Raw genomic sequence first — 25100 nt, forward strand, 5'->3', positions numbered from 1 at the left:
CAGCATTTCCAAGTTACGGCAAGCACCGCATCCTGTGGAAAAGATGGGCCTTTCCGCCTTTCAAAAGTCCCTAAATATTTCCCTTCAGCCGTACCTCCAGCTGCTGTTTCATTTCCGCCGCCGGAGGAATTTCCAGCAGCCGGCACAACAGCGGCGCCACATTCAGCTGAGTAATTTCTGTATCGGTAAAACGTCCCGCTTCCACCTTGTCACTGAACAGATACAGCGGCACCGTTCTCTGGTCCTCTGTGGGGCCGCCGTGCAGTCCCAGACTGTTCATGCCGTGGTCAGCAGTAATCGCCACCTGATAGCCCTCTTCCAGCCATACCGGCAGCAGCCGGGAAAGGAATTCGGCTGCCTGCTGCACCGCGCAGGTATACCGCTTATGATCACTTCCCTCCAGATGGCCCCAATAGTCGATATTCATAGAGTGCATAAGCAAAAAGTCCGGATTGTACCGCTGCCGCAAAAACTCTCCATCCAAAAACAGATGGCTGTCGGGATATTGATCTTCAAAGTAAAAAATGCCATGTTGGATACCTTCGTCCCGCTCCAACTGATAACGATCTGTCAGAGGGTTGAACACAGGATTATTGTACAGCTCACTATACCAAACATAGGCCGCAGCAGCTGTAACCAAACCATGCTCCCGGCAGAGAGAAAAAAGATTGGGATAACGGGAAAGCCTCCGCACATCGTTGTTGACGATGCCATGACGCCAAACAGGCAGACCAGTCATTAAAGTTTCATACATAGGCCTGGACATGGAGGGCAATTCCCCCCGTATACGGTATTTTGCGCCCTTGCCATAATCAATCATGTGCTCCAGATATCCTGCCGTCTGTGTGATGGCGTCAAAACGGCAGGCATCCATCAGCACAAGGATCAGCTTTGCCATAGCTCCCATCTTCCTCCTTCATTCAGGACGATTCTCCCTGAATTTTTGATCTCTTTGGAAAAAATGTGGGGTGTACTCAGGCGGTACACCCCACATCCGCTCGGTCAGCCTGTGAGGGCGCGGCTGCTTTGGTGTGGGCTGTGGAAGTGAGCCGCAGCCCTCCTGGTTCTAACCGAATTCATTTTTTCTGTTGTAACATCAGCTCATCAGAGGAATGATCTCTTCCTGCCATCTCTGAGCGATCTCGGCGCAAACCTCAGCATACTTGACGGGATCAGTGATCGGAACAGCATCCTTGGTCTGCTCCTGAGGAATGGTCTTGGCCTGGATTTCCTCGGGAATAACAAAGTCGGTACGGGTGGGAATAGCGCCCGCGATAGCCAGGTTGGTCTGGCCCTTATCGCTGAAGATGTACTCTCTTGCCAGCGCAGCGGCATGAGGATGAGGCGCCCACTTGTTGATGATGGAAGCGTAACCGCTCATGATAGCGCCGTCAGTGGGAACGCAGACATCAAAGGTGTAGTTGGGGGTCTGGTCCCGATAGCCCAGAGCGTTGTAGCTCCAGGTAACACCCAGCTGAACCTCACCGGCCTGGATACGCTGCAGCAGGATATCGCCCTGATCGATCCGTCCGGCCTCAGCCATTTCTTTCCAGAACTCGAAAGCGGGCTCCAGATTGTCCATATCGCCGCCGAAAGCATAAGCGGTGGCAAGAACGTTGCCCTGTCCGGTAGCGCCAGTTACCACGTCGCCAATGGTGATCTTGTAATCACCGGCACGAACTTCTTCCCAGGTCTTGGGAGGATTGGCAACCAGGTCGGTGTTGGTAATAAAGGTGGTAACGCCGGTATAAGCCATCATCCAGTGACCATCGGGATCCTTGGCCCAATCCGGAACGCTGTCCCAATAGCTGGTCTTGTAAGACTGGGTTACACCCTTCTCCTTGGCTTCAGGACCAAACTTGTGGCCCACGTCACCGATATCCTTTGTCGGGGCGTTTTTCTCCGCCTCAAACATGGCAATCTCTTCACCGGAGCTCATATCAGTATCATTATGCTCGATGCCGAACTCCGCCTCGATGCCATCCCAGGTGCCCTGCCAGTTGGCCCAGGAACCGGGCATACCAACCGATTCCAGCTTGCCTTCCTTTTTGGCGCCTTCCACAATTTCTTCATAGGTCAGAGAGTTCAGGTCCAATGCTTCTTCTTCAGATGCTCCGCTGGAAGAACTGCCGCCGCATCCGGCAACTACCGCCAGCATACTGATTACGAGTACCGCCGCCAGAAATCTGAAAAACTTCGTTTTACGCATACGCTCTCCTCTTTTCTCTTCCATACTTTCCCTTGACACATTGCATTGCCAGGGATTGTGCAAAATCAAATCCGGGTCCTTCAGCACTCATGTATCTGCGTCCAATGTAAAGGGATTGTAAAAAGTGCATATTTTTTTATTTATTTGAGGTGAAAGATTATCGGATTTGTTACATTCATTAAACCATATTTGTCACCTAACGTCAATCAGTTTTTCAACCAGTTAAATATTTTACCTTTACATCAATTTAAGTTCTCATTTTTGTGCAAATTACTTTTCTTTCCGTCTTTTCATCAAAAATGGATATGAAATATTTTCCAACATTATCATAAAAATGTTTTGTCAAGGAAACCACTGGAAAAATATGCATAAATTACATATAAGAAAATAATGTAAAAGATATAAGCCTCTGTTAAAAATTGTTAAAAATCCTTCTTCCCTATCATATCGTCATGATAATTATACGCTTTAAGCCGTATACCCTTCCTGGCCTTCAGAAGCTGTCCCAATGGCTCCAAAATATTCCAAATACCAGCTAAAAGGCTCTCCCAAAGTTTCGTTCCACTGTCCACATTCTTTTGCCAACAGCGTTTTCCAGCCTTTTACCCCGCTCCGCTGAAGAAAATAACGCATTTCAAAATGGAATTGACAAATCCTTTTAAGGCGATATAATAGAATCATACAAAAACATATGTTCTTTTTCTATATATTCCTTTTCCTTTTAAAAATGCTTTTGCTGATGTGCGGCCCGGTTGCCTCAGCAATATGGATTTCCGGCAGAAAGGCGGTTTCCTCATGGACCTGTACGATAAACTGACCATCCTTGCCGATGCGGCAAAATATGATGTGGCTTGTACCTCCAGTGGTTCAGACCGTGCCGGAACAGCAGGTTCCATTGGCAGCACCGCTCCTGCCGGTATTTGTCACAGCTTTTCCGCCGACGGACGATGTATTTCCCTGCTGAAAGTACTGATGACCAATGTTTGCGTCTATGACTGCAAGTATTGTGTCAACCGCCGCTCCAACGACACCCGGCGGGCCGCTTTCACACCCCGGGAATTGGCGGAACTGACCATCGGCTTTTATCGCCGCAATTATATTGAAGGGTTGTTTCTCAGCTCCGGCATCATGAAGAATCCTGATTACACCTGTGAGCAGATGCTTCGAACGTTGGAACTGCTGCGGAATGAATATCGGTTTCGGGGATATATCCATGTCAAAGCCATTCCCGGCGCTGATGACAGGCTTATTGAGCGCCTTGGACTGCTGGCAGACCGGATGAGCGTCAATATCGAACTTCCATCCCGTCAAAGCCTGACGGCGCTGGCTCCTGATAAATCCAAAACTGATATTCTCCGTCCCATGGGGCAGATCTGTCAGGAAATCCACCGCAGCCGGGAAGAGCTGGTCCGATATCGTCATGCTCCCACCTTCGCCCCTGCCGGACAAAGCACGCAGATGATCGTGGGAGCAAGCGGAGAAAGTGATTTTCAGATTCTCAATCTCACCCAGGGCCTGTACCGGAAATATGAGCTGAAACGGGTCTTTTTTTCCGCCTATACACCGGTGGTCAGCGACAAGCTGCTTCCTGCCCTCAATACCAAACCGCCCCTTCTGCGGGAGCATCGCCTCTATCAGGCAGACTGGCTGCTGCGGTTCTACGGCTTTGAGGCGGGAGAACTGCTGGATGAAGCCCATCCCAACTTTGATCCGCTGCTGGACCCCAAAGCCAACTGGGCCCTTCACCATCAAGATCAGTTCCCGGTGGAAATAAACAAGGCCCCTTACGAAATGCTCCTTCGGGTACCAGGGATCGGCGTGCGCAGCGCACGGGCCATCCGAAGCGCCAGGCGGGTAAGCACCCTGGACTTCGGCGACCTGCGGCGGATGGGGGTGGTTCTCAAAAGGGCACAATATTTCATTACCTGCCGTGGACGTCTGGCGGAAGGGCTGCGGATCACGCCGGAGGGAACCTTCCGGGCAATGGTATCCGGAAGGCTGATCCGGGAGCTGGAACCGGACTATGGACAACAGCTTTCCCTGTTTTCTTCCATGGATGCCGCTCCCACCAGAGAGGAGGTGCTGCAATGTCTCACAGGAGAGCTGTGATTTATCACTACGACGGCAGCTTTGAAGGCTTTCTTTGCTGCATTTACGAAAGTTATACCCGGCGGGAATTGCCCTTGGATCTTCTCCCCCCCGAGCTTGCCCAACCTTCTCTCTACCCGGTGCGGCAGGTGGACACCGACACCGCCCATGCTGCCCGGGTCTTCGATTCCCTGGCTAAAAAGCTGGGCCCACAGGGGGAGGATTTTGTTGCAACCGGCTTTCTCTGCGGACGGGAGGATAAAGCATTGCTGCTCTACCGGTTTGTGGAACTTGGGTACGAAATTGGTCCGCGGGTGACTTCCATGCGGGGGCATCCGGCAGTGGAACCCGTCTGGCAGATGAACCGGGCTGTGCGAAGCGAAGCCCACCTAATGACTGGTTTTTTGCGTTTCTCCCAATACGGACAGGCCTTGGTGGCCATCATGGAGCCGAAGCACTTTATTCTTCCCCTGATTGCTCCCCACTTTTGCGGGCGTTTCCCGGAGGAACAGTTTTTGATTCTGGATCGTTCCCACTGCGCCGCTCTCATTTACAGGCCCTATGAATCCCGATTGATCCCCATGGATAATCTGGAGCTCCCTGGGGCAAGCCAGCAGGAACGGCTGTTCCGCAGTTTATGGCAAGGCTATTATCAGGCTATCTCCATCCAGTCCAGAGAAAATCCCCGATGCCGCATGACCCATATGCCCAAACGGTTCTGGCCTTGTATGACGGAATTTCAGGAAAAAGAGGATGCAGGAAAGTTACAGCTGCCTGAGGAGGATTCCACCTCGCCGTTTTCCAAAGAGGTGCTGCCATGATTCTCAGTGCCAGCCGCCGGACCGACCTTCCAGCCTTTTACAGCGACTGGTTCCTGCGCCGCATGGAGGAAGGGATGGTGATGGTCCGTGATCCTCATCACCCCCATCTATGCCGCAGGATCTCTCTGGCAAAGGGGACGGTAGACGGCGTGGTTTTCTGGAGCAAGAACCCTGCCCCTCTTCTGCCTGCGCTGCCGCTGTCCCTGGGGATAGATTGTTCCCTCCAGTTTACGCTGACCCCATACGGCTCTCCTTTAGAGCCGGGCATACCGGAACTTAACCGTCGCCTGGATACCTTCCGGCTGGCTTCTGATATTTTGGGAGCCGGGCGGGTCATCTGGCGATACGATCCCATTCTTCTCACCAAGCGCTGGACTGTGGAGGAACATTTGAAAGTGTTTCAGAAGTTGGTCCAGGTCCTGGCAGGTTATACATACCAGTGTGTCATCAGCTTTTTGGACTTTTATCCTGGGACTGCCCAGCGGATGAAGGCTGTGGAACTGCTTCCCCTTGCCCCAGAAACCTGCCTCTGGTTGGCAAAAACCTTCCAGCAAATTGCTGCCGAATATGGCATCCAGTGTCGGGCTTGTTGTGAATCATCAGGGCTGCTCCCCTCTGGCTTTCCCTCCTCACGATGTGTGGATCCGGATCTTTTCCCCAAAGCCGGGCTTTTCCATCAGCGGGACCGTGGGCAGCGCCCCGGCTGCGGCTGCGCGCCCAGCGTCGATCTTGGCGCTTATGGGACCTGCCTTCATGGCTGCCTTTATTGCTACGCCACTCATAACTTTCCCACTCTGAAGCACTGGCAAAGGAACCATGATCCGGCCTCTCCCTTGTTATGGGGAAAGCCCGGCCCCAACGATCAAATCATTCCCTGGGAGGACCGGTGTTCCGACCAAAATCAGCTGCGGCTGGAAGGATGGTAAATGTCCTCCTCGTTTCCAGCCAGAATGCCAAACCATCTCCCCTGTTTTTCTCTGCGGCAAGTCATATCCATCAGCTAAGCCGGTTGTTTGAGTTGCCCCTGCAAGGGCCTATTATCGGTATGTGTCTCAAAGCACACTGAATCTTTATTTCACTCATATCTTTTACCCCACAACCTGTAAACGGGCAACCACTGTCTAACCAACGTTTTTCATCTTTGATAACTTGCTGTTCACAGCTCACTTTACTCAATGTTTGGGGCTAAAGCTTTTTATGGGGCACCTCCACGGGCGGAGCCAATGGTTTCCATTTGATGAAAAGAGGCGCTGTACTTGTCATATCGGACAGGTACAGCGCCTTTTGATCTTATTTGAAAGGAGAGAATATCTATACTTCCTCTTTCTGTTTCCATTCGCAGATGGCTTTGACAAAAAACAGAACCGCCTTTACAGCAGCTTCATCAGCTGTTCCGTCACAAACACCATAGCCACTGAACCCAGCGCCACTGTCAGCAATCCCTTTTTGGCTGCCGCCAGCACCAGAGCCACCACAAGTCCTGTGGCCGCCGACACCACACTGCCGGTAGCCCCGAAAATCTCCGGGAAGGTCATAGCTGCCAATACAGCGTAAGGCACATAATAAAGGAAAGAACGGATAAAGGGGCTTTGGATCTTCTTTTTGAGAAACACCAACGGCACCATTCTGGGCAGATAAGTCACCAGCGCCATCACCAAAACGGCTGTGAGAATCCAGGATAAATCTCTCATTGCTCTTCTGCCTCCTCTCTCACCGGGAAGCGGTAAGCCGCATACGCCGAAGCGATCACAGCGCAAAGGATGATCCGCCAGCCGCTGGACAAACCGCTGACCACCGGCAGCCAGCTGAGGCCACAGCTGAGCAGCACCGCCAGAATAATCGTAACGGTAATGGGCTTGGCTTCACAGGCCGGAGGAATGATGATGGCAATGAACATTCCGTAAATAGCGATGCCCAAAGCGCTGCGGACCGCCATAGGCAGCAGACTGGTGGCGGTAGCGCCCAAGGCTGTTCCCAAGGCCCAGCCCCAGTAAGGCGCGAAAATAAGTCCTGCCAGATAGGAAGCGGTCAGCAGTCCTTTCTGCTGCACTCCCACCGCGAAAATCTCATCAGTAACGCCAAAGGAAACCGCCAGCCGCTGTGGAGTGGTCATGGCCGGGGAAGCCTTTTGGGCCAGGGAAAGGGACATGAGCATATACCGGATATTGATAACAAAGGTGGTAACGGCAATCTCCACCAGAGAGCCGCCGGTGACGATCAGATCCAACCCGGCAAACTGCCCGGCTGAGGTGAGGTTGGTCATGGAAATGAGTACCACCAGCCATGGCGGCAGTCCGCACTCTGTTCCTTTCATACCAAAGGTGAAGGATACCGAAATATATCCCAAACAAATGGGGATGCCATCTTTTAGTCCCCGTATAAACGCTTGTCTGCGCTCCATAAGTCACGCTCCTGCCGCTGAAAAACAGCATGTCTTTCTTTTGCCTTCTGCCGCTGTCCGGCTCAGGCGGTGTTTATTATAGCACCTTCCTTTGGGTAAGAAAAGTCCGGGACAAAAAAAGTTTCCGGCACACCTTCATGTACCGGAAACAAAAAGCCTTTGAGACTGGAAAAGCAGTCTACCGAGAGTAAAACCGAAAGTTACAGCCCCGGCGGATCTCCTTTTGGAAGCCCATTACCCAGGCTTCGGTATTTAAGATCCGTATCCAACGTCTTCTGCCATTTAGCGCTGCACTTTTTGTGTGAAAGTCAGCGATATCTGGACTTATATTCATTTTTACTGAAGAAAAGCAGAGGGGCAGCGCCTTTCCCAAAGGAATCGATTCCTCACATCAGGGGGGCGAACAACCGCAGGATATCCTGGAACAGCCGTGTCAATCTGCCGCACTGGCACAGCTCAGGCGTCATTTCCTGGCAATTTTCCAGAGTTTTCAGGTAATCCTCCTTGACTGCCGCTACCGTTGGTGTATCATAAACACAAACGCCGCATTCAAAGTGAAGATAGAGACTGCGAAAATCCATATTGGTGGTGCCCACCGTGGCAATGGCATCGTCCGAAACAAAGGTTTTGGAGTGAAGAAATCCCTTGCTGTATTCATACACCCGCACACCGCCTTTTACAAGCTCCCGATAATAGGAGCGGGTGGTGATGTGGACCAAACGCTTGTCCCACCGGTGAGGGGTGACGATCCGCACATCCACTCCGCTTTTCGCCGCCAGAATCAGGGCGGAAACCATACTGTCGTCCACAATCAGATAGGGTGAATTGATGTACAGATAATCCTTGGCGCTGTTGATAATGTGAAGATAAACGTGCTCCCCCACATTCTCGCTGTCTAGGGGGCTGTCGGCATAGGGCTGGATCAGTTCGTCTCCCACCCGCTCCGGTACGGGCCGGAAGCGTTCCAAATCCTCGGTAGTTTTGCGGCAGAAGCTCCACATTTCCAGAAACATCACCGTCATGCTCCAAGCAGCCTCTCCCTCCACCAAAATGGCGGCATCCTTCCAGTGACCGTATTTGTCAAAGGCGTTGATGTACTCGTCCGCCAGATTGATGCCCCCTGTAATAGCCGCCTTGCCGTCAATAACAGCGATCTTCCGGTGATCCCGGTTGTTTTGCAGCGCTGACAGGATGGGGCGGAAGGGATTGAATACGCAGCAGTGGATTCCCATTTTTTCCAGGGTTTCAGGATAATTCTGGGGCAGCAGCAGAAAACAGCCCAGATCATCGTAAATCAGCCGCACCTCTACCCCCTGAGCCGCCTTCTTTTTCAGGATGCCCAAAACGGAATCCCACATCTCCCCTTCCGCCAGAATGAAGTATTCCAGAAAGATGTATCGCTCCGCCTTTTGCAGCTGCTCCAGCAGGCAGTGCCACATTTCTTCTCCAGGCGTCAGGTATCGGGTGCGGTTGCCCTCGTAAACAGGAAAGTCCGCATAGTTCTGAAGATACCGGGCCAAAGGCTGATAGCGCTCCGGCACTTTGGGCAGACTGTCCTCCGATTTTTGGCGCAGCGGTTTTACCCGCTTTGATACCCGGGCCAGTCCCTTCCGAAACCGCCGTGTGGAGGACTGGAAACGGAACAGAAGATAAAACAGCCCACCAAAAAGAGGAAACACCAGAATCTGAAAAATCCAGGTCATCCGGTAGGCGGCCTTTTCCCGGCGGCTGATGATATACAGAGCTACTCCCAGACTGATGGCGGACAGAAACCAGTTGATGATTCTGTATCTGCCGCTGGTGCTGAGGACAGTATATAAAAGAAATACCAGCTGAAGCACGATCAGCAGTCCCACAAAGATCCGGCGCTGAATCAGACGCCGCATCCACTTGCGGTGAAATCCTCTCTTTTTTCTCAATCGACGCAGTTTGCTGATGAGGCTCACCTTTCCTTTCCAACACAGGGGCTGCTGTTATCCCAATAAAGAATCCCCTTGAAAATCCATTTATATTCTTTATCAGTATACTACATTTTTCCTCTGCGCAAAATGATAAATCCCTGCTTTCTTTCCACTGATCCTCACAAAATCGCCTTATTTCAGCAGCATTCTGCCGTTTCCACCCTCTTGCGCCGGTTTATTTTGTGCTTGACGTATTCACTTTAATGTGCTAATATACTAACAAGTTAAAACAAGGAGCCGTGATCCATGAAACGCTTTGATAAAGTAACTCCTGAAGGGACCCGGGATCTGTTATTTGAAGACTGCGCCGTTCGCCAGCGGCTGACCAACCGGCTGACGGAGCTGTATCACCGCCGTGGTTATCGTCAGATCATCACTCCGGGGGTGGAGTTTTATGATGTGTTTACACTGCCCTCCTCCGGTTTCCCTCAGGACAGCATGTACAAACTCAGTGATAACCGGGGCCGTTTGATGGTACTGCGGCCGGACTGCACCATCCCCATCGCCCGGTTGGCTGCCACCCGTCTGGCGGGGATGGCCAAACCCCTGCGGATCTATTACGCCCAAAACGTCTATCGGATGGAGCAGAGCCTGCGGGGCCGCCTTTCGGAAATCTGGCAGGCAGGCGTGGAGCTGATTGGAGACTGCTCCCTTCGCAGTGACCTGGAAATGGTGGAGCTGGCAGCCTCCTCCCTGGCGGGCCTTGGGCCGGGCAGCCGCATCGAGCTGTGCCATATCGGGTATTTCCGGGCGGTCATTGACAGTCTGGAAGCCGACACAGATACAAAAGAAGAGATCCGCCAGTGTGTGGAACAAAAAAACTATGCCGCCCTGGGGAACATTCTGGACCGCTTCCCCGGTGATCCCGCCGCCGCTGCTCTGAGAAAACTTCCCCGGCTGTTTGGCGGAGAGGAAGTGTTCGAGGAAGCTGCCGCCCTCTTTGGAGAAAACGGAGCGGCGGAAAGCCTTGGGTATCTGCGGGATATTTATGAGGCCCTTTGCCGCCTGGGCCTCTCGGATCAGATTCTCATTGACCTGGGGCTGGTCAATCAGGCGGAGTATTATACCGGCATCGTCTTCCGGGGATATCTGGACGGCGTGGGAGAGCCGGTTCTCTCCGGCGGCCGGTATGATAACCTGCTGCGGGATTTCGGGGAGCCCTGTCCCGCTATCGGTTTTGCGGTGGAGCTGGACCCGGTGGCTGCTGTGACGGAGCATCTCCCCTCCCCTCCTGCGGACGCGCTGGTGTTTGCTGATGAAAAGCATCTGCCTCAGGCTATCCAGTGCATCAAGGAACTGACTGCCCAGGGCAAGGTAGTGGAAAACTGTCTGCTGGATGATGTATCCCAGGCGATTGCTTATGGCAGACAGCAGGGCATCCCTCTGCTTTATGTGGCGGGAGAGGATCAAAAGCCCCTGGATTTGACTGTGGAAGGAGGCGGGGACCGGTGAGACCCATTCGCATCGCCCTGACCAAGGGCAGGCTGGAAACCGACAGCATTGCGCTTTTCCAAAAATTAGGATATGATTGTTCTGCGGTCCTCAATAAAGGCCGCCGCCTCATCCTCCCCATCAGCGATGGAACCAATGAAATGGAAGTGGTGCTGGCCAAGGCTGCCGACGTAGTCACCTATGTGGAAAACGGCGTCTGCGACATCGGCGTGGTGGGTAAGGATACCATCATGGAGATGGGCGGCACCTTCTATGAAGTGGCAGACCTGGGCTTTGGCCGCTGCCGCTTCGCTCTGGCCGTTCCCAAGGGGAAGGATTTTTACAGCGGGTATCATACCCGGCGCATCGCCTCAAAATACGTCAATGTCACCCGGAGCGTTTTTGAAGCGAAAAACATGGACGTCAACATTGTCAAAATTGAAGGCTCGGTGGAGCTGGCTCCCATTCTGGGGCTGTCCGACGCCATTGTGGATATTGTCCAGACAGGGCTGACCCTCCGGGAAAATGGCCTGGAGGTGGTGGAGGATCTGGCGGACATCAGCGCCCGGCTCATTGTCAATATCGCCAGCCTCAAGCTGCGCAAAAGTGAGATCGACCCCTTCATTACACAAATTGAAAATATCCTGAAAGAGGAGGAACCCACATGATTGAGATCGTAACAGCCGACGGCCGCGCTGAACAGGAGCTGCTTTCCTCCCTGCGCCAGCGGAGCGGCGAGGTAGACCGGAAAGTGACCGCGGCGGTCACCGACATTTTGGACCAGGTGCGCCAGCGGGGCGATGAGGCGGTACGGGAATACACCACCCGCTTTGACGGCCGCTGCCCGGAATGCTTTGAGGTTTCTCCTCAGGAGAGAGATGCTGCTCTGGAACTGGTGGACCCCCGCTTTCTGGAGGCGATGAAACGGGCGATGGAGAATATTGCCCGGTTCCACGCCCGGCAGAAGCAGCAAAGCTTTATTGACACCCAGCCTAACGGGGTCATTATGGGTCAGCGGATCCGGGGCCTCAAGCGGGTGGGACTGTATGTCCCAGGAGGCACCGCCGCTTATCCCTCCTCGGTACTGATGAACTGTGTTCCCGCCCGTATCGCCGGTGTGGAGGAAATCATCATGGTCACTCCCCCCCGGAAGGACGGCACTGCCAATCCCGATATTCTGGCGGCGGCGGCCATCGCGGGCGTAGACCGCATCTTCCTCATGGGCGGTGCTCAGGCAGTGGCGGCTATGGCCTACGGCACCGAGACCGTCCCCCGTGTGGACAAGATCGTGGGCCCCGGCAATATCTATGTGGCAACTGCCAAACGGCTGCTGTACGGAGTGGTGGACATCGACATGGTCGCGGGTCCCAGCGAAATTCTCATTGTAGCTGATGACACCGCCAACCCCCGGTATCTGGCGGCGGATATGATGAGCCAGGCGGAACATGACGTACTGGCCTCCTCGGTACTGCTGACCACCAGCCGCCGGGTGGCGGAAGAGACGGTGGCAGAGCTGGAGCGGCAGCTGCCCACCCTGTCCCGGGCAGAGATCATCCGCCAGTCCCTTGAAAACTATGGGGCCATCATCTGCTGCCCCAGCGATGACAGAATGGTGGAGCTGGCCAATGAGCTGGCGCCGGAGCACCTGGAAGTGATGACCGCCAACCCCATGGAATACATTGGACGGCTGGACAACGCCGGTTCCGTCTTTCTGGGACAGTATTCCCCTGAGCCTTTGGGGGATTACTACGCCGGACCCAACCATGTTCTGCCCACCTCCGGCACCGCCCGTTTCTTCTCCCCCCTGGGAGTGGACAGCTTCATCAAGCGCTCCAGCTTCATCTATTACACCAGGCAGGCTTTGGAGGACGCCCGGGAGGACATCGTCACCATCGCCCGGCGGGAGGAGCTGACTGCTCACGCCAATTCCATTGAAGTGAGGTTTTGACCATGTATCAGCTGCCTCAAAAGCTGCGGGCCCTTACGCCTTATGAGCCCAATACCGGTGTCTACACCGTTCGGGTGGATGCCAACGAAAGCTTTCTGGAGCCCCCGGAGGAGCTGCGGCGGCAGATCGCCCAGGCAGTGTCCGCCCTCCCCTTCAACCGCTATCCCGATCCCTGCTGCACCGTCCTGCGTCAAAGCTTTGGGCGGTACTTCGGGGTGGACCCCTCCCTGGTGGTAGCGGGCAACGGCTCTGATGAGCTGATCGGCCTGATTTTCAGCGGCTTCACCGGTCCCGATGACACAGTGGTAACGGTGAGCCCGGATTTTTCCATGTACGACTTTTACGCCCAGTTCAACGGCGCCCGGGTGGTCCGTCTGGACAAGTCTCCGGACCAGCTGGCTCTGGACCCGGATCGGCTTATCCAGCTGGCCCGGAAGGAAAAGGCCGGTGTGGTCATCTTCTCCAACCCCTGCAATCCCACCTCCCTCACCGCCTCGGCGGAGGATATCCGGCGGATCGTGGAGGCCCTGGAGGACTGCCTGGTGGTGGTGGACGAAGCCTATATGGAGTTCTCCTCCGGTTCGGTGCTGTCCCTGACGGCTCAGACCAATAATCTCATCGTCCTCAAAACCTTCTCCAAAGCCTTCGGCATGGCAGGCATCCGTCTGGGCTTTGCCGTAGCTTCACCGCAGATCGCCCGGGCGCTGGACGCGGCCCGTTCCCCCTACAACGTCAACGCCATGACTCAGGCGGTGGGAACGCTGCTGCTCAGGCACAAGGATTATCTGGAAGAATGCAGCCGAACTATCTGCCGGTCCCGGGACGACTTATACCATGCTATCGAAGCCTTGGCGAAAAAGTATCCCCGGCAGCTGTCCGGGGTGGTTAACACCACCGCCAATTTCGTCTTTCTCCGCCCCAGCGATGCGGAAGAGCTGTTCCGCTGGTTTGGGGACCGGGGTATCGCGGTGCGGAAGCTGGGAGACCACCTGCGTATTTCCGCCGGAAGCCCCTCGGACAACGCCGCCGTGCTGGAAATGCTGGAAGAATACCTGAAGGGAAAGGAGCCCCAAGCATGAGAAATGCTACCATCCACCGGAAAACCTATGAGACCGACATTCAGCTCACCCTGGAGCTGGACGGACAGGGCCGCTTCTCCGGCAGCAGCGGCGTAGGCTTTCTGGACCATATGCTCCACGCCTTTGCTGTCCACAGCGGCTGCGACCTCACCCTTCAGATGACCGGGGATCTGGAAGTGGACTGCCACCATTCGGTGGAGGACCTGGGAATCGTCCTTGGCCAGGCTTTGAAAGAGGCTCTGGGTGATAAGGGTACTCTCACCCGGTATGGCAGCTTCACCCTGCCCATGGATGAAGCGCTGGCTTTCTGCGCTCTGGATGTCAGCGGGCGGCCCTATCTGGTCTTTGACTGCCCCTTCCGGGGTCCGGCCATGGGGGATCTGGACTGCGCCATGGTGGGTGAATTTTTCCGGGCCCTGGCCATGAACAGCGGTATTACCCTCCATCTCCGGCTGATGTACGGAGAAAATGATCATCACAAGGCGGAAGCTCTGTTCAAAGCCTTTGCTCACGCTCTGGCCATCGCTGTCCAGCCCCGCCAGGGGACCATCCTCTCCTCCAAGGGGGTGCTGGAATGATCGCCATTATCGACTATGGAGCGGGCAACCTGTTCAGCGTCTGCAACGCTCTGGACAGTTTGAACATCCCCCATCAGGTCACCGGGGATCCCGGTGTACTGGAAACGGCAGACGCCATGATCCTGCCGGGAGTGGGCGCTTTCCCCGACGCCATGGAGCGGCTTAACACCGCCGGGCTGACCACCGCCATCCGGGAACAGGCGGAGAAAAAGCCCCTGCTGGGCATCTGCCTGGGGATGCAGATTTTGTTTGAAAAAGGGCTGGAATTCCGGGAGACCGAGGGCTTGGGACTGATTCCCGGTCAAGTCCAGAAAATCGAAGCTCCCGGCCTGAAAATCCCCCACATGGGATGGAATGATCTGTCCGTTCCCCATCCCTGCGCCCTGACGGAGGGAGTAAAACCGGGGGACTATGTCTACTTCGTTCACTCCTACCGGGCCGAGACCTCGGAGGAATACGTTTCCTGCTCCACCTGGTACGGAGAGACCATCCCCGCTCTGGTTTGCCGGGGCAACGTTTTCGGCGCTCAGTTCCACCCGGAAAAGAGCGGAACGGTGGGGCTTCGCATCCTACAAAACTTTGCAAGGCTGGTGACCAAATGATCCTTTTACCTGCAATTGATATTCATAAAGGGCAATGTGTCCGTCTGGTACAGGGGGACTTTTCCACCGCCCATCAGGTGGCGGCGGACCCGCTGGAAACCGCCCTTTCTTTCCATAAAGCGGGAGCCAAGTGGCTTCATATGGTGGACCTGGACGGGGCCAAGGAAGGCCGCCGGGTCAATGAGGCCCTCTTTTTGAAGGTGGCCCGGGATTCCGGCCTGGAGCTGGAGCTGGGGGGCGGTATCCGCACCATGGAGGACATCACCTTTTATCTGGAAAACGGCACCAGTCGGGTGATTCTGGGCTCGGTGGCCCTGCGGAACCCGCAGCTGGTGCGGCAGGCCGCTGACCAATGGGGAGAACGCATCGCCGTGGGCATCGACGCCCGGAACGGCATGGTGGCTACCGAGGGGTGGCTGGCGGGCTCCAATGTCTCCTACCTGGACCTGGCAAAGGCTATGGAACAGGCGGGGGTACGAACCATTATTTATACTGATATTGCCCGGGACGGCACCCTCTCCGGGGTGAATCTGGAACAGCTGGAAGCCCTGTCCAAGGCGGTCAGCTGCCGGATCATCGCCAGCGGCGGGGTGCGGAACCTGGAGGACATCCAGGCCTGCAAGGAATTGGGGCTGTATGGGGCCATCTGCGGAAAATCCCTCTACAGCGGTTCCCTTTCCCTGGCAGAAGCTCTTGAAACGGCAGGTGAATAATATGCTGGCAAAACGAATCATCCCCTGTCTGGACGTGCGGGACGGCATGGTGGTCAAGGGGGTCAACTTTGTAGGTATCCGGGAAGTGGGCGACCCGGTGGAATGTGCCATGGAATACTCCAATCAGGGTGCCGATGAAATCACCTTTCTGGATATCACAGCCACCCATGAGGGACGGGGCACCATGCTGGAAGTGGTGCGCTCCGCCGCCCGGAAGGTCTTTGTTCCCCTGACGGTGGGAGGCGGCATCCGGACGGTAGAAGACTTCCAAGCCCTGCTGCGGGCGGGAGCCGACAAGGTTTCGGTCAACTCCGCCGCCGTTCGGGACCCGGAGCTGATTGCCAGAGCGGCGGACCGTTTCGGCAGTCAGTGCGTGGTGGTGGCCATTGACGCCCGGAGACGCCCGGATGGAGGCTTCACGGTGGTGGTCAACGGCGGACGCATTGACACCGGCCTGGACGCCATCCAGTGGGCTCAAAAATGCCGGGATCTGGGGGCGGGAGAAATCCTCCTCACCTCCATGGACACCGACGGCTGCCGGGACGGCTACGATCTGGAGCTGACCCGGGCAGTCACCGATGTGGTCAATATTCCTGTCATCGCCTCTGGCGGCTGCGGCTGCCTGGACCACTTCTCCCAGGTATTTGAGGAAACGGGTGCCGACGCCGCTCTGGCCGCTTCCCTGTTCCACTTCCGGGAGCTGACGGTGGGCCAGGTGAAGGAACATCTGGCATCCAAAAACATCCCTGTCAGGAGGTAAAACCATTGGATCTGGATAAATTTTTTCAAAAATCTTCCCTCATCCCCGCCATCGTGCAGGAGGCTTCCACCGGTGAGGTGCTGATGCTGGCTTATATGAACAAGGAAAGCCTTTCCAAAACCCTGGAGACAGGCACCACCTGGTTTTACAGCCGTTCCCGGCAATGCCTGTGGAACAAGGGCGCTACCTCCGGCCACTGGCAGAAGGTGCTGTCCATTACCGGCGACTGTGATGACGACACCCTGCTCATTCAGGTGGTACAGACCGGAAACGCCTGCCACACCGGCAGCCACAGCTGCTTTTTTAACACCATTTGGGAGGATAAACAATCATGAGCGTACTGAATGAACTGTATCAGGTGGTGCTGGACCGGAAAGCCCATCCACAGGAAGGCTCGTACACCTGCTATCTTTTTGAAAAGGGGCTGGACAAGATCCTCAAAAAGGTGGGAGAAGAATCCAGCGAAGTGATCATCGCCGCCAAAAACGGTGTGGCGGAGGACACTGAAAATGAGATCTGTGACCTGCTGTACCATCTGCTGGTGCTGATGGCGGAGCAGAATATCCCTGTAGAGAATGTGGAAGCGATTTTGGAGCAGCGCCGGCAGAAGATCGGCAACCTCAAGCAGTTCCACCAGGTGGACCATCAGACCTGAAACTTGATTTTGTGAAAATGGAGCTGTCGATTCCGCCATGAGAAAGGAAAAGACACGCTCTCTTTCCCGACAGCATAAAAGAACAATGGTCAAGGGGAGAGGGTAAAAAGCCTGAAAGGCTTTTTACCCTCTCCCCTCTTTGTTTTGAAATCAGTAACCGCTGTTTTCTTCGGAACGATTGTATTCTTCCAGGTCCTCCGCCAAGGGATACAGCCGGGAAATCTCCTCCATCAGTGGGGCGCTTTTTCCCAAAAACACTGTGCAGCTGCTGTCAAAGGCACCAAACTCCACTTCTGCCAGGGGGTGAAGGAAAGCGATGGGATTGTTCCAATACGCCGCCCCATTCTCTCCATCCGGCAGCGGAAACCGCAAAACCGCTTCCGGCGAAATGGTGGTTGGAAAAGCACTGAGAACACCCCAGATCCACTGAAAGTCCTCCTGCCGCAGCATTTCTGTCAGTTGCTTGCCGGTAAGCCAGGCATAGCTCCCTTCCAATATTTTTGCAAAATCCGGCGTTTGAGGATAACACTGGGGGTGGGAAATGAGCCAGTTGTATTCTGTGGATAATTGCGGGAGATTTTCAAACAGCTTTCCAAACGCAGAATAAAACGGTTCCCCTCTGCGCAAAATCAGTCCTTTTATCATACTTTATCTCCTGCCTGAAACGCTCCTTATCTCCTTCTTTGTTTTCTCAGCAAAAGCAGCGTCACCACCAGCGCCAGCAGCGCCAAAACCACCAGCCACAGCATCCCTGTCAGCAGTTCATAAGGGTCTTTTTTAGGGGTGGGGTTCCCCCGCTCGCAAAAGCTGAACACAATATTTTCTTCCGGCAGCTCCTCCAGTGTCGCCTGATAGCTGCCGTCCTTCTGGCGCTCCAAGGGAATACTGCTGTCTACCAATTCCATCGCCTCACTGGGCGGAATCACCTGAACCGTCAGTTTTCCAAAGCTGTTCCAGCGTTTTGCAGGATTGGTCAAATACCGATAGGTGTATATCGGTTCCTGCGTTTCCCGACGATCCATACTGCCCTGCATCTGATATTGCACCGTCATCTCCCGCTGCTGTCCCGGCTGGAAATCTACCGTATACAGCACTACCGCCAGACGATCATCCCGCAGCAGCGAAGAAGCCACTGCATCCAAATCTATCTCCTGGCTTTGGGATGCTTCCTTCTGAAATTGTTGGAACAGTCGGTCCCACTGTTCACCCTCAGGTAAAGGGATTCCTGATTTTCCACTATACTGCTGGATACCCTCCATTAACCATTCCAGCCAGGTGGAACGGGTAGTTTCCAGCTTGTATGCCGTCTTTTCCAAAGGCTGTTTTTCCTCTATGGTGTACGCCTCAATGGTCAAATCCTCCCGTGGCTCTCCCTTGAGGAAAAATGTCAGACTGTCCTTCTCCACATCATAAAAACGGGCGCCAAGCACGGTCTGTTTTTCATCCCCCACATAGCTGCTCAACCCATAAGCGGAAGCTCCCCTCACCTGATCAGGAATGGTCACCTCCACCTGGCAATTCTCAGCAGGGGGAACCAGACGGTAAACCGTGCCCGCGGGATTGTCCGACGGAAGGGCAACGGTATCATCAAACACATCTTCCAATACCTGTTCCAGATCCAAATGATTCAGATAATCTTCCTGGCTGTTCTGATAAGGAAGTCCATATACCGCGCTGCCATAAAAAGTCTGATGGTCCAATGGCTGGCCGTCCACGGAAACGCCGGAGAATTCAGTTGAAATTTCCAGCACACTGCTGATCAGTGGAAAGGCCATCTGGACAGAAGCCGCCGGCTGCTCTTTCGGCCAGGACATCTGGTAGGTGGCAGTGACCACTGCGGCGGGGCTCCAACCCCAAACACTGTCCGGATCGTTGAAATCAAACAGCAGTTCTTCCTCCACCACGTCCAGCGAGCTCTCTTCCAGCGCTACAGGCTCAAAAGAGGGACCATTATTCCAGTAAGCCGGGCCGCTGTTAGCCATAGCAACACAGTGCATCACGGAAGCGATCAGAACCGCTGCCAGCAGACCACAGAACTTCTTCATCCAAATCCCCTCTTTCCACTTTGATTCTGTTATATAAAACGATGAAAGTACAGAAATTATTGAGCACTATCTTTAAATTGCGGAAAAAAGTTTCCGGTATAGGAGTCAAAGACTTTCTCCCGGCTATCTATTTTTTAAATTTGAGAAAAGGAAGGAATTTCTTTCCATCATCATCTTTGGGGAATCAAAACAATTCCCCAACAACAAAAATCAACGTTAGCATCTATGCGGCATCTGCACACACCTTTAACCTTTGACAATATACAAAAATCCCCCGCCTGCAAAGATATCTTCACAGGCGGGGGTACATTTATACTTCTATTTCCATTACACTGACAGTTGGTTGAGGTACAGACTGAGCTACCGTGTAAGCTGCTCTGGCCTTAGCCCGGCGGACTTTCCGCTCCTCCGGGCTCTCTGTGTCAACGTCAATGGGTCCACTCTTCGATTCAGGCTGACCAGTCCCTTCCAATGGCTGAGGAACGTCATTTTTTCCCTGTGCGGCAGAAGGCTTCGTATCCACCTCATCCTGGGCAGCCTCCGCTTCTTCAGCACGGGTGGGCAACTTTGCAAATTCTCCACTGGCTACAAATTCCCTGGTACTCTCCGCGATGCGATCCACCCGCTGTTTCTCTGTCATGGCAATTTCAAGCTTCTTTGAAAGCGGAATGTTGGGATTGTGCTCCACCGCGCGCACCCGGGTCAAGGAAGTATTGATTCGAGTCATCCGCAGCCGTTCCACTTCTTCCTGGCTCTTGCACCTGCGAAGCTGCTGTTCATAAGCCTTCTGCTCCCGCTCCATATTCACCAGCTCCCGGTATGCCTCAGGATCATGATTTTGCAGATAGTCCCGCTCTTTCTGGGTCAGCTTTCCCCCGGCCTCCAGCTTTTGATGAATCTTTCGCAGCGTCTTGTCCCCACCGCTTCCATAAGGTGTCTCGGTTTGCTCCATCTGATGTGTAGGCCCATCCAGCCATTCTTCCAGCGTATCCCCTTTGGTGTCATAATTGCCGGTCTGCTGCTTTAGAGTCCATTGGGTTTGAAGCTTCAGATTCTTGACATAACAATTCAGGTTACCGACCGACCAAAAATCCATCATGTCTTCCTCCTCTGAAAAATGAATTTACTCTCATATGAAATTACGCCGCCATCTGCCATTCCCTTTTGGGACAAACTCCAGCAATACTCAGCTGCCGTCAAAACTGCTGTCCTTCTGATAACCTCTGCCAAAAAATCAATTGCAGTGGTCGGTTCTGTGCAGCAGGCCAACATGAATACCTCCGGATTTTCAGCGAACCATTTCCATCGGACCATTTTACTGCTTTTTAATCTGCCGGACTGTATCATCTGTGGTTTTTCCATGCTGAACCGTCAGACTGCCCTCTTTATACTGTTTGGCCCCCGTTTGAAGGCGTGTCGGAAACAGCAGTTTCAGACGCTGTCCTCACCGTCTCACTTTTCCCAACAGATATTTCCACACCCGGCGATTGCTCTTTTTCCAAATCTTTACCTTTCAATAAAGTTTGCCAACGTTTTGGATCATCATTTTGTTTGCGCATCAAAGTCGCCATTAAATACTGTATGGGATCTTTCCGTTTGAGATAGCGCCGATCCTGTAATGGTACCCGATCACCCGCCTTGATACGGGCCGCGATCCGGGCACAGAGTCTGCGAACCTTCATCTGCTCCGACATGGTCTCTGCCATCGACTCCACCGAGTCCTTCTCCTGCTGCTGTTGGGACCTCAGCAGCTGCAGAATATTCTTTTCTTCCTCCTGGGAAGGCAGCTTGCACGATAACAACAGACAATCTGTATTTCTCTTTGCTGCACTTTTCTGAAGCTGAGGTTTGACAGTCACATTTTTTCTCTCACTGATCATGACATCAGATACTCTGCCATTGTTGTTATTGGAAATGGTTAATGACATCGTAACAGCTCCTTCCCTTTATCTTTATGTCCATAATCACGGGGTAATCATTTCAAGCCATTCCCTTGAATCTTTTTGGAATGTACAACTCCAACCATATCGTGTTCTGCCTCTGTCCCGATAGAGCATCCATATTAAATTTTTCTGTTTTCCGTTTCGTACCGTACTGCTATCTGTCCGCCTGGTTTCTCCAAGTTCATTCTCATTGCCGGGCATTTCTTTTCAGGCATGGAAGCGCTCAATATCTATAGCCCGCTTCTTTTTTAAAGCACCAAAAGAAGACTTGAAATCTCCAACTATTACTTTGGCAAAACCCTCTGTGTCATCCGGTTCTCCCCAAAATATGATGTTTTGATGTGCGCATCCGCAGCTTTCCACTTTTTGCCCGAAAGGAGCTTCTATAAATCATATCGGCATCTTTTTGAAACATTTAACAGTACGGTCACAAACTTCCCATCACTGCACCAATAGCATAATTTAACGCTCCAAACAATAAGTCTCTTTTTTACGGCTATGGCAATGCTGCTTGGATTCACCATCGTCAGAACACGGATAACAGAAGCCGCAGTTAATTCTTTCAGCTGCATACACCTGACAATTTTCCTGTTTACACGGTTTCCCACCCAAACAAGTCCACTGAATCTTTCATCCTCTGATTTTAAATTTAACTGGGCTCCCGTATTCTCACAGAGTTTTCTACGGAACGGTTTCCAGCTTTGTCTCTCTTGTCATTTTCTTTCTGTACAGGCAATCTCTTTTTCCTCACTCCATATAATTTTATCGTATTCTTCGCAAACAAAAGGATGGGAGTGATCATTTTGTATATCGATCTGGTCGCCGCAGCTCTGTGCAGTCTGCTACATTTTGCCCTTCATGTCACAGGTTCAGGCTCCTTCCCCAAGCCATTGACTGCAAAAGAGGAAAGAGCCTGTCTGGAAAAAATTCGTAATGGTGATTCAAAGGCAAAAAACGTGTTGATTGAACATAATCTCCGGTTAGTGGCTCATATTGTAAAAAAATATTACGCAGTTTCCGGCGAGCAGGATGATCTGATCTCCATCGGCACAATCGGTCTGATCAAAGCGGCCGGAACCTTTGACTATGAAAAAGGGACCCGATTTGCTACCTATGCCAGTCGATGTATTGAGAACGAAATCCTGATGACATTCCGAAGCAAACGGAAAAGCGCCGGGGATGTGTATATCAGCGACCCCATTGATACTGACAAAGACGGCAACAGCCTGACTTTGATGGACCTAATGTACGAGGAGCAGGACCTGGTGGGTATTCTGGATCTGCAAATGCGGTCCAAGCAGCTGTACCGTTACCTGGACGAAAATCTTGACCCACGGGAACAAAAAATCATTGTCCTGCGCTACGGCCTTCATAACCGCCCCCCTCTGACACAGCGGGAGGTAGCAAAGCAACTGGACATTTCCCGCTCCTATGTCTCCCGCCTGGAGAAAAGCGCTTTAAGCAAACTGCGCCGGGCTTTTGAGACAGAGGGAACATCATGATATTCATCCTATCCTTCCAGTTGAACAGGCTTCGCTTTTGTTTTTCTAACAAAACAGGGCTTTTCCCAAACGCCAAAACTGATTATTCAACAGAGCTCTCTTCTATCGCCTGAGCGAAAGACCTGTATGTTTCCAAAATGCCATCATAGGTCTCCCCGGTCATCTCCAAACGGTATTCCCCAGCTTTCTCCATATAGAATTTTCCTTCACTTTGATATACATAATAGACTGTCTCCGGCTCCCCCATCTGGATGAGCAAATAGCTTGTCACTGGGGGAGTTTTGTCTACCATTTCCTGGGCTTCCATACCACTAAGGAGCAGGGACGCCAAAAGGGTACCAGTCTGGGAATCCTCCCCGGCAATCAGGGGCTGTTCTTCTCCCTCCACCACCTGGCGGAAACCCACATAATATCCACCAGGATGTTCGCCATTGCCGGAAGCCCGGACAATATATCCCTCCAGGGCTTGAAGCAATCTCCCGGTCTCCTCATCGCTGAGACCATAGGACAGAGATGGCTTGACACCATCATTGCCCCAAACGCTTCCAGCAGTAAAATAAAGGGTAAAATTTCCGACGCTTACCTCCGGTGGTCTGCGAAACTCCAAGCTGAAATCCCAAGGGCGATTCTCGTCCCGGTTCTGGGACAACGGCTGCCGTGTCACTTCTAGGGAAGAAATGAGTGCGGAAAGCTCTTCCAGATCCTGATCATTTTCCAAAAGATAACTATTTGTCTTTCCCGGCATCACCACTTTTACCGTCTTTCCCCAGATAACATCGTGGTATGGGATTCCTGTTTGCTGCGAAAGAGGGATAGTATTCAAAGGATTGGATGCCAGCCCTACTGTCAAAGCTGTTACCAGTATCAAAATCACCAGCAGCACCCCAAAAGCAGGCTTTTTATAACGGAGAATATTTTTGATCCGCCCCGACACATCCTTTTCCCCAAACGCCAGAGGGCTGGATAAACCACTTCTCCGCATAGAAATGGACAAAAGCGAACCAGAATAATCCTTACGGATTTCTGTTCCCATCTTATCCATCACACGTTCGTCGCAGGACATCTCCATATCCCGGCACATCAACCGATAAGCAAACCAAAGAACAGGATTGAACCAGTGAAAGAACAGCGCCAGGAGTGACGCTGCCTTGATCCAGTGATCTTTTCTATGGATGTGGACCTGTTCATGACATAAAATATACTGTCGTTCCTCACTGCCAAGTCCCAGAGGAAGATAAATTCGGGGACGGAAGAACCCAAGAACAAAAGCCGTTGTGATCCGGTCACTGGAAAAAATATTTTCTTCCTCCCGTACAGCTTGACAGAGCATATGGCGGAATCGAAGATAGGACACCAAACTGCAGATCAACAGCAGTACAACTCCCATCATCCATATAAAAGCCGCTATTGCCAAAAAAATTTGAATTGGATTGACGCTGGCGGCAGGCGTTCCCGCCGGAAGGCTTCCATTGACTGCTTGATCCAATATCCTGATGCCGCTATGGATCTGGGGCTGTGAGGCGTAAATGATGTCTTCTGGAATTGTTTTTGGAGAGACCGGCATCAGGCTGAACATCCACTGAAAGGAAACAGGACAAACCATTCGAAACAGCACTACTGCCCACAAACTGTAGGAAAAGATTTTAGGCGCCCGTTTCAAAAGAGCCCTGGCTGCCATTACCAAAAGTGCTGCCCAGGTAGCGGAGAGGCTCATATTCAGCAAAGCAATAAAAAAATCTGTCAGGGTCATGTCTCTGTCGCCTCCTCTATGATTCGTTTCAGTTCCTCCGCTTCCTCCCGGGAAAGCTTCTGTTTACCCAGAAAAGCGGTGAGAAAACCTGGAAGGGAGCCGTCAAAAGCCTTTTCCACCAATGTCTGGCTCTCATATTGCTGCACCTGCTCCCGTTTTACCAGGGCAGTAACTACTGCGTTTTCATTACGCACGATCCTCCGGTCTCCCAGCTTACGCAGCACCGTGTAAGTGGTAGGTTTTTTCCATCCCAATCTTTCCTGACATACCCGGCATAGCTGGGTGGAATTGACGGGTTCCAACTCCCAAACAATGGACATGAAACGATATTCCGCATCAAAAAGTTTATAAGGTTCCATCCGGACCGCCTCCCGCAAAAGGTTTATTCTGATAAATCTCTTGAATTAAGTTTATCGTAATAAACCTTTCTTGTCAAGAGTCCAATTTTCCGCTCTATAATCAAAGTCAGCAGTGGAATTGATGGTTTATACCATCCCTAAAAGGGCTTGTTATCAATATGCGCTTTAAGACGCACTGAATTCCGCTCTGCTTGCATCCTTTATCCCGCGATCATGCAAGGCAGTCGCTGTTCTGGAAAGTTTTTTCATGGGCAA

At 52.8% G+C, this 25100-nt stretch carries 25 protein-coding genes; 14 read left to right on the forward strand and 11 right to left on the reverse strand.

The window, feature by feature from the left end; genetic code table 11:
* Positions 1–70: 70 nt before the first annotated feature.
* Positions 71–898 carry an alkaline phosphatase family protein gene (locus BQ5383_RS17305; RefSeq protein ID WP_071434096.1) on the reverse strand — a complete coding sequence of 276 codons (828 nt, stop codon included), beginning with the start codon at positions 896–898 and terminating at the stop codon, positions 71–73.
* Positions 899–1096: 198 nt separating this feature from the next.
* Positions 1097–2209 carry an ABC transporter substrate-binding protein gene (locus BQ5383_RS17310; RefSeq protein ID WP_071434098.1) on the reverse strand — a complete coding sequence of 371 codons (1113 nt, stop codon included), beginning with the start codon at positions 2207–2209 and terminating at the stop codon, positions 1097–1099.
* Positions 2210–3004: 795 nt separating this feature from the next.
* Here BQ5383_RS17310 and BQ5383_RS17320 point away from each other — a divergent pair.
* From BQ5383_RS17320 to BQ5383_RS17330, 3 genes are read left to right on the forward strand one after another with little or no spacing between them, the layout of a single operon-like run.
* Positions 3005–4318: a putative DNA modification/repair radical SAM protein gene (locus BQ5383_RS17320; protein WP_071434103.1), complete on the forward strand. Its 1314-nt coding sequence runs from the start codon at positions 3005–3007 to the stop codon at positions 4316–4318.
* The gene (locus BQ5383_RS17325; RefSeq protein ID WP_071434105.1) at positions 4297–5118 is read left to right on the forward strand and encodes a TIGR03915 family putative DNA repair protein; all 822 of its coding nucleotides are present in this window, start codon (positions 4297–4299) and stop codon (positions 5116–5118) included. Before BQ5383_RS17320 ends, BQ5383_RS17325 begins: the two co-directional genes overlap by 22 nt.
* A complete protein-coding gene (locus BQ5383_RS17330; RefSeq protein ID WP_071434107.1) occupies positions 5115–6044 on the forward strand; it encodes a DUF1848 domain-containing protein in 930 nt (309 codons plus the stop codon). The genes BQ5383_RS17325 and BQ5383_RS17330 overlap by 4 nt, the downstream gene beginning before the upstream one ends.
* A gap of 444 nt (positions 6045–6488) precedes the next feature.
* Here BQ5383_RS17330 and BQ5383_RS17335 read toward each other — a convergent pair whose 3' ends face one another.
* From BQ5383_RS17335 to cls, 3 genes are all read right to left on the reverse strand, one after another.
* Positions 6489–6809 carry an AzlD domain-containing protein gene (locus BQ5383_RS17335; RefSeq protein WP_071434109.1) on the reverse strand — a complete coding sequence of 107 codons (321 nt, stop codon included), beginning with the start codon at positions 6807–6809 and terminating at the stop codon, positions 6489–6491.
* Positions 6806–7519, reverse strand: a complete 714-nt coding sequence (locus tag BQ5383_RS17340) for an AzlC family ABC transporter permease (RefSeq protein WP_071434111.1) — start codon at positions 7517–7519, stop codon at positions 6806–6808. The genes BQ5383_RS17335 and BQ5383_RS17340 overlap by 4 nt, the downstream gene beginning before the upstream one ends.
* A gap of 386 nt (positions 7520–7905) precedes the next feature.
* Positions 7906–9405 carry a cardiolipin synthase gene (gene cls, locus BQ5383_RS17345; RefSeq protein ID WP_071434113.1) on the reverse strand — a complete coding sequence of 500 codons (1500 nt, stop codon included), beginning with the start codon at positions 9403–9405 and terminating at the stop codon, positions 7906–7908.
* A gap of 321 nt (positions 9406–9726) precedes the next feature.
* On the opposite strand from cls, the gene hisZ reads away from it, so the two are divergent.
* The 10 genes from hisZ to hisE are packed head-to-tail and all read left to right on the forward strand — an operon-like array spanning position 9727 to position 17246.
* Positions 9727–10932, forward strand: coding sequence for an ATP phosphoribosyltransferase regulatory subunit (gene hisZ / locus BQ5383_RS17350; protein WP_071434115.1), 1206 nt, complete (start codon positions 9727–9729; stop codon positions 10930–10932).
* The gene (gene hisG / locus BQ5383_RS17355) at positions 10929–11579 is read left to right on the forward strand and encodes an ATP phosphoribosyltransferase (RefSeq protein WP_071434117.1); all 651 of its coding nucleotides are present in this window, start codon (positions 10929–10931) and stop codon (positions 11577–11579) included. The genes hisZ and hisG overlap by 4 nt, the downstream gene beginning before the upstream one ends.
* Positions 11576–12859, forward strand: a complete 1284-nt coding sequence (gene hisD / locus BQ5383_RS17360) for a histidinol dehydrogenase (protein ID WP_071434119.1) — start codon at positions 11576–11578, stop codon at positions 12857–12859. The genes hisG and hisD overlap by 4 nt, the downstream gene beginning before the upstream one ends.
* 2 nt (positions 12860–12861) lie before the next feature.
* On the forward strand, positions 12862–13938 hold the full coding sequence (locus tag BQ5383_RS17365; RefSeq protein ID WP_071434121.1) for a pyridoxal phosphate-dependent aminotransferase: 1077 nt from the start codon (positions 12862–12864) through the stop codon (positions 13936–13938).
* Positions 13935–14516, forward strand: a complete 582-nt coding sequence (hisB, locus tag BQ5383_RS17370) for an imidazoleglycerol-phosphate dehydratase HisB (RefSeq protein WP_071434123.1) — start codon at positions 13935–13937, stop codon at positions 14514–14516. The genes BQ5383_RS17365 and hisB overlap by 4 nt, the downstream gene beginning before the upstream one ends.
* Complete coding sequence (hisH, locus tag BQ5383_RS17375) at positions 14513–15118, forward strand: imidazole glycerol phosphate synthase subunit HisH (protein WP_071434125.1); 606 nt, start codon at positions 14513–14515, stop codon at positions 15116–15118. Before hisB ends, hisH begins: the two co-directional genes overlap by 4 nt.
* Positions 15115–15831, forward strand: a complete 717-nt coding sequence (hisA, locus tag BQ5383_RS17380) for a 1-(5-phosphoribosyl)-5-[(5-phosphoribosylamino)methylideneamino]imidazole-4-carboxamide isomerase (protein ID WP_071434127.1) — start codon at positions 15115–15117, stop codon at positions 15829–15831. The genes hisH and hisA overlap by 4 nt, the downstream gene beginning before the upstream one ends.
* A 1-nt stretch (position 15832) precedes the next feature.
* Complete coding sequence (gene hisF, locus BQ5383_RS17385; protein ID WP_071434128.1) at positions 15833–16591, forward strand: imidazole glycerol phosphate synthase subunit HisF; 759 nt, start codon at positions 15833–15835, stop codon at positions 16589–16591.
* A 5-nt stretch (positions 16592–16596) separates the two neighbouring features.
* On the forward strand, positions 16597–16926 hold the full coding sequence (gene hisI, locus BQ5383_RS17390) for a phosphoribosyl-AMP cyclohydrolase (RefSeq protein ID WP_071434130.1): 330 nt from the start codon (positions 16597–16599) through the stop codon (positions 16924–16926).
* Positions 16923–17246: a phosphoribosyl-ATP diphosphatase gene (hisE, locus tag BQ5383_RS17395; RefSeq protein WP_071434132.1), complete on the forward strand. Its 324-nt coding sequence runs from the start codon at positions 16923–16925 to the stop codon at positions 17244–17246. The genes hisI and hisE overlap by 4 nt, the downstream gene beginning before the upstream one ends.
* A 150-nt stretch (positions 17247–17396) precedes the next feature.
* Here hisE and BQ5383_RS17400 read toward each other — a convergent pair whose 3' ends face one another.
* From BQ5383_RS17400 to BQ5383_RS17420, 4 genes are all read right to left on the reverse strand, one after another.
* Positions 17397–17891: a hypothetical protein gene (locus BQ5383_RS17400; RefSeq protein WP_071434134.1), complete on the reverse strand. Its 495-nt coding sequence runs from the start codon at positions 17889–17891 to the stop codon at positions 17397–17399.
* Between the two features lie 26 nt (positions 17892–17917).
* Entirely contained in the window at positions 17918–19291 is a 1374-nt protein-coding gene (locus BQ5383_RS17405) for a hypothetical protein (protein ID WP_071434136.1), read from the reverse strand.
* A 310-nt stretch (positions 19292–19601) separates the two neighbouring features.
* The gene (locus tag BQ5383_RS17410) at positions 19602–20390 is read right to left on the reverse strand and encodes a hypothetical protein (RefSeq protein WP_139193464.1); all 789 of its coding nucleotides are present in this window, start codon (positions 20388–20390) and stop codon (positions 19602–19604) included.
* Positions 20391–20676: 286 nt separating this feature from the next.
* Positions 20677–21219 (reverse strand): hypothetical protein, encoded by a 543-nt coding sequence (locus BQ5383_RS17420; protein ID WP_071434145.1) that lies wholly within the window; start codon positions 21217–21219, stop codon positions 20677–20679.
* An 818-nt stretch (positions 21220–22037) separates the two neighbouring features.
* Between BQ5383_RS17420 and sigK the strand changes: the two genes are divergently transcribed.
* Positions 22038–22736 carry an RNA polymerase sporulation sigma factor SigK gene (sigK, locus tag BQ5383_RS17425; protein WP_235822008.1) on the forward strand — a complete coding sequence of 233 codons (699 nt, stop codon included), beginning with the start codon at positions 22038–22040 and terminating at the stop codon, positions 22734–22736.
* 82 nt (positions 22737–22818) lie between these two features.
* Here sigK and BQ5383_RS17430 read toward each other — a convergent pair whose 3' ends face one another.
* Both BQ5383_RS17430 and BQ5383_RS17435 read right to left on the reverse strand, forming a co-directional pair.
* A complete protein-coding gene (locus BQ5383_RS17430; RefSeq protein WP_071434147.1) occupies positions 22819–24486 on the reverse strand; it encodes a M56 family metallopeptidase in 1668 nt (555 codons plus the stop codon).
* Positions 24483–24845: a BlaI/MecI/CopY family transcriptional regulator gene (locus BQ5383_RS17435; RefSeq protein WP_071434149.1), complete on the reverse strand. Its 363-nt coding sequence runs from the start codon at positions 24843–24845 to the stop codon at positions 24483–24485. Before BQ5383_RS17435 ends, BQ5383_RS17430 begins: the two co-directional genes overlap by 4 nt.
* Positions 24846–25100 lie beyond the last annotated feature (255 nt).

The organism is Angelakisella massiliensis (assembly GCF_900104675.1).
GTDB lineage: Bacteria > Bacillota > Clostridia > Oscillospirales > Ruminococcaceae > Angelakisella > Angelakisella massiliensis.

Bases quoted from the DNA above. Each gene is read 5' to 3' on its own strand.
- hisE (WP_071434132.1), top strand. From the start codon at position 16,923: ATGAGCGTACTGAATGAACTGTATCAGGTGGTGCTGGACCGGAAAGCC.
- BQ5383_RS17330 (WP_071434107.1), top strand. From the start codon at position 5,115: ATGATTCTCAGTGCCAGCCGCCGGACCGACCTTCCAGCCTTTTACAGC.
- BQ5383_RS17430 (WP_071434147.1), bottom strand. From the start codon at position 24,486: ATGACCCTGACAGATTTTTTTATTGCTTTGCTGAATATGAGCCTCTCC.
- BQ5383_RS17365 (WP_071434121.1), top strand. From the start codon at position 12,862: ATGTATCAGCTGCCTCAAAAGCTGCGGGCCCTTACGCCTTATGAGCCC.
- BQ5383_RS17405 (WP_071434136.1), bottom strand. From the start codon at position 19,291: ATGAAGAAGTTCTGTGGTCTGCTGGCAGCGGTTCTGATCGCTTCCGTG.
- hisZ (WP_071434115.1), top strand. From the start codon at position 9,727: ATGAAACGCTTTGATAAAGTAACTCCTGAAGGGACCCGGGATCTGTTA.
- BQ5383_RS17420 (WP_071434145.1), bottom strand. From the start codon at position 21,219: ATGTCATTAACCATTTCCAATAACAACAATGGCAGAGTATCTGATGTC.
- hisH (WP_071434125.1), top strand. From the start codon at position 14,513: ATGATCGCCATTATCGACTATGGAGCGGGCAACCTGTTCAGCGTCTGC.
- BQ5383_RS17325 (WP_071434105.1), top strand. From the start codon at position 4,297: ATGTCTCACAGGAGAGCTGTGATTTATCACTACGACGGCAGCTTTGAA.
- BQ5383_RS17400 (WP_071434134.1), bottom strand. From the start codon at position 17,891: ATGATAAAAGGACTGATTTTGCGCAGAGGGGAACCGTTTTATTCTGCG.
- BQ5383_RS17310 (WP_071434098.1), bottom strand. From the start codon at position 2,209: ATGCGTAAAACGAAGTTTTTCAGATTTCTGGCGGCGGTACTCGTAATC.
- BQ5383_RS17410 (WP_139193464.1), bottom strand. From the start codon at position 20,390: ATGATGGATTTTTGGTCGGTCGGTAACCTGAATTGTTATGTCAAGAAT.
- hisF (WP_071434128.1), top strand. From the start codon at position 15,833: ATGCTGGCAAAACGAATCATCCCCTGTCTGGACGTGCGGGACGGCATG.
- BQ5383_RS17435 (WP_071434149.1), bottom strand. From the start codon at position 24,845: ATGGAACCTTATAAACTTTTTGATGCGGAATATCGTTTCATGTCCATT.
- hisA (WP_071434127.1), top strand. From the start codon at position 15,115: ATGATCCTTTTACCTGCAATTGATATTCATAAAGGGCAATGTGTCCGT.
- BQ5383_RS17320 (WP_071434103.1), top strand. From the start codon at position 3,005: ATGGACCTGTACGATAAACTGACCATCCTTGCCGATGCGGCAAAATAT.
- BQ5383_RS17340 (WP_071434111.1), bottom strand. From the start codon at position 7,519: ATGGAGCGCAGACAAGCGTTTATACGGGGACTAAAAGATGGCATCCCC.
- BQ5383_RS17335 (WP_071434109.1), bottom strand. From the start codon at position 6,809: ATGAGAGATTTATCCTGGATTCTCACAGCCGTTTTGGTGATGGCGCTG.
- cls (WP_071434113.1), bottom strand. From the start codon at position 9,405: ATGCGGCGTCTGATTCAGCGCCGGATCTTTGTGGGACTGCTGATCGTG.
- hisD (WP_071434119.1), top strand. From the start codon at position 11,576: ATGATTGAGATCGTAACAGCCGACGGCCGCGCTGAACAGGAGCTGCTT.
- BQ5383_RS17305 (WP_071434096.1), bottom strand. From the start codon at position 898: ATGGCAAAGCTGATCCTTGTGCTGATGGATGCCTGCCGTTTTGACGCC.
- hisB (WP_071434123.1), top strand. From the start codon at position 13,935: ATGAGAAATGCTACCATCCACCGGAAAACCTATGAGACCGACATTCAG.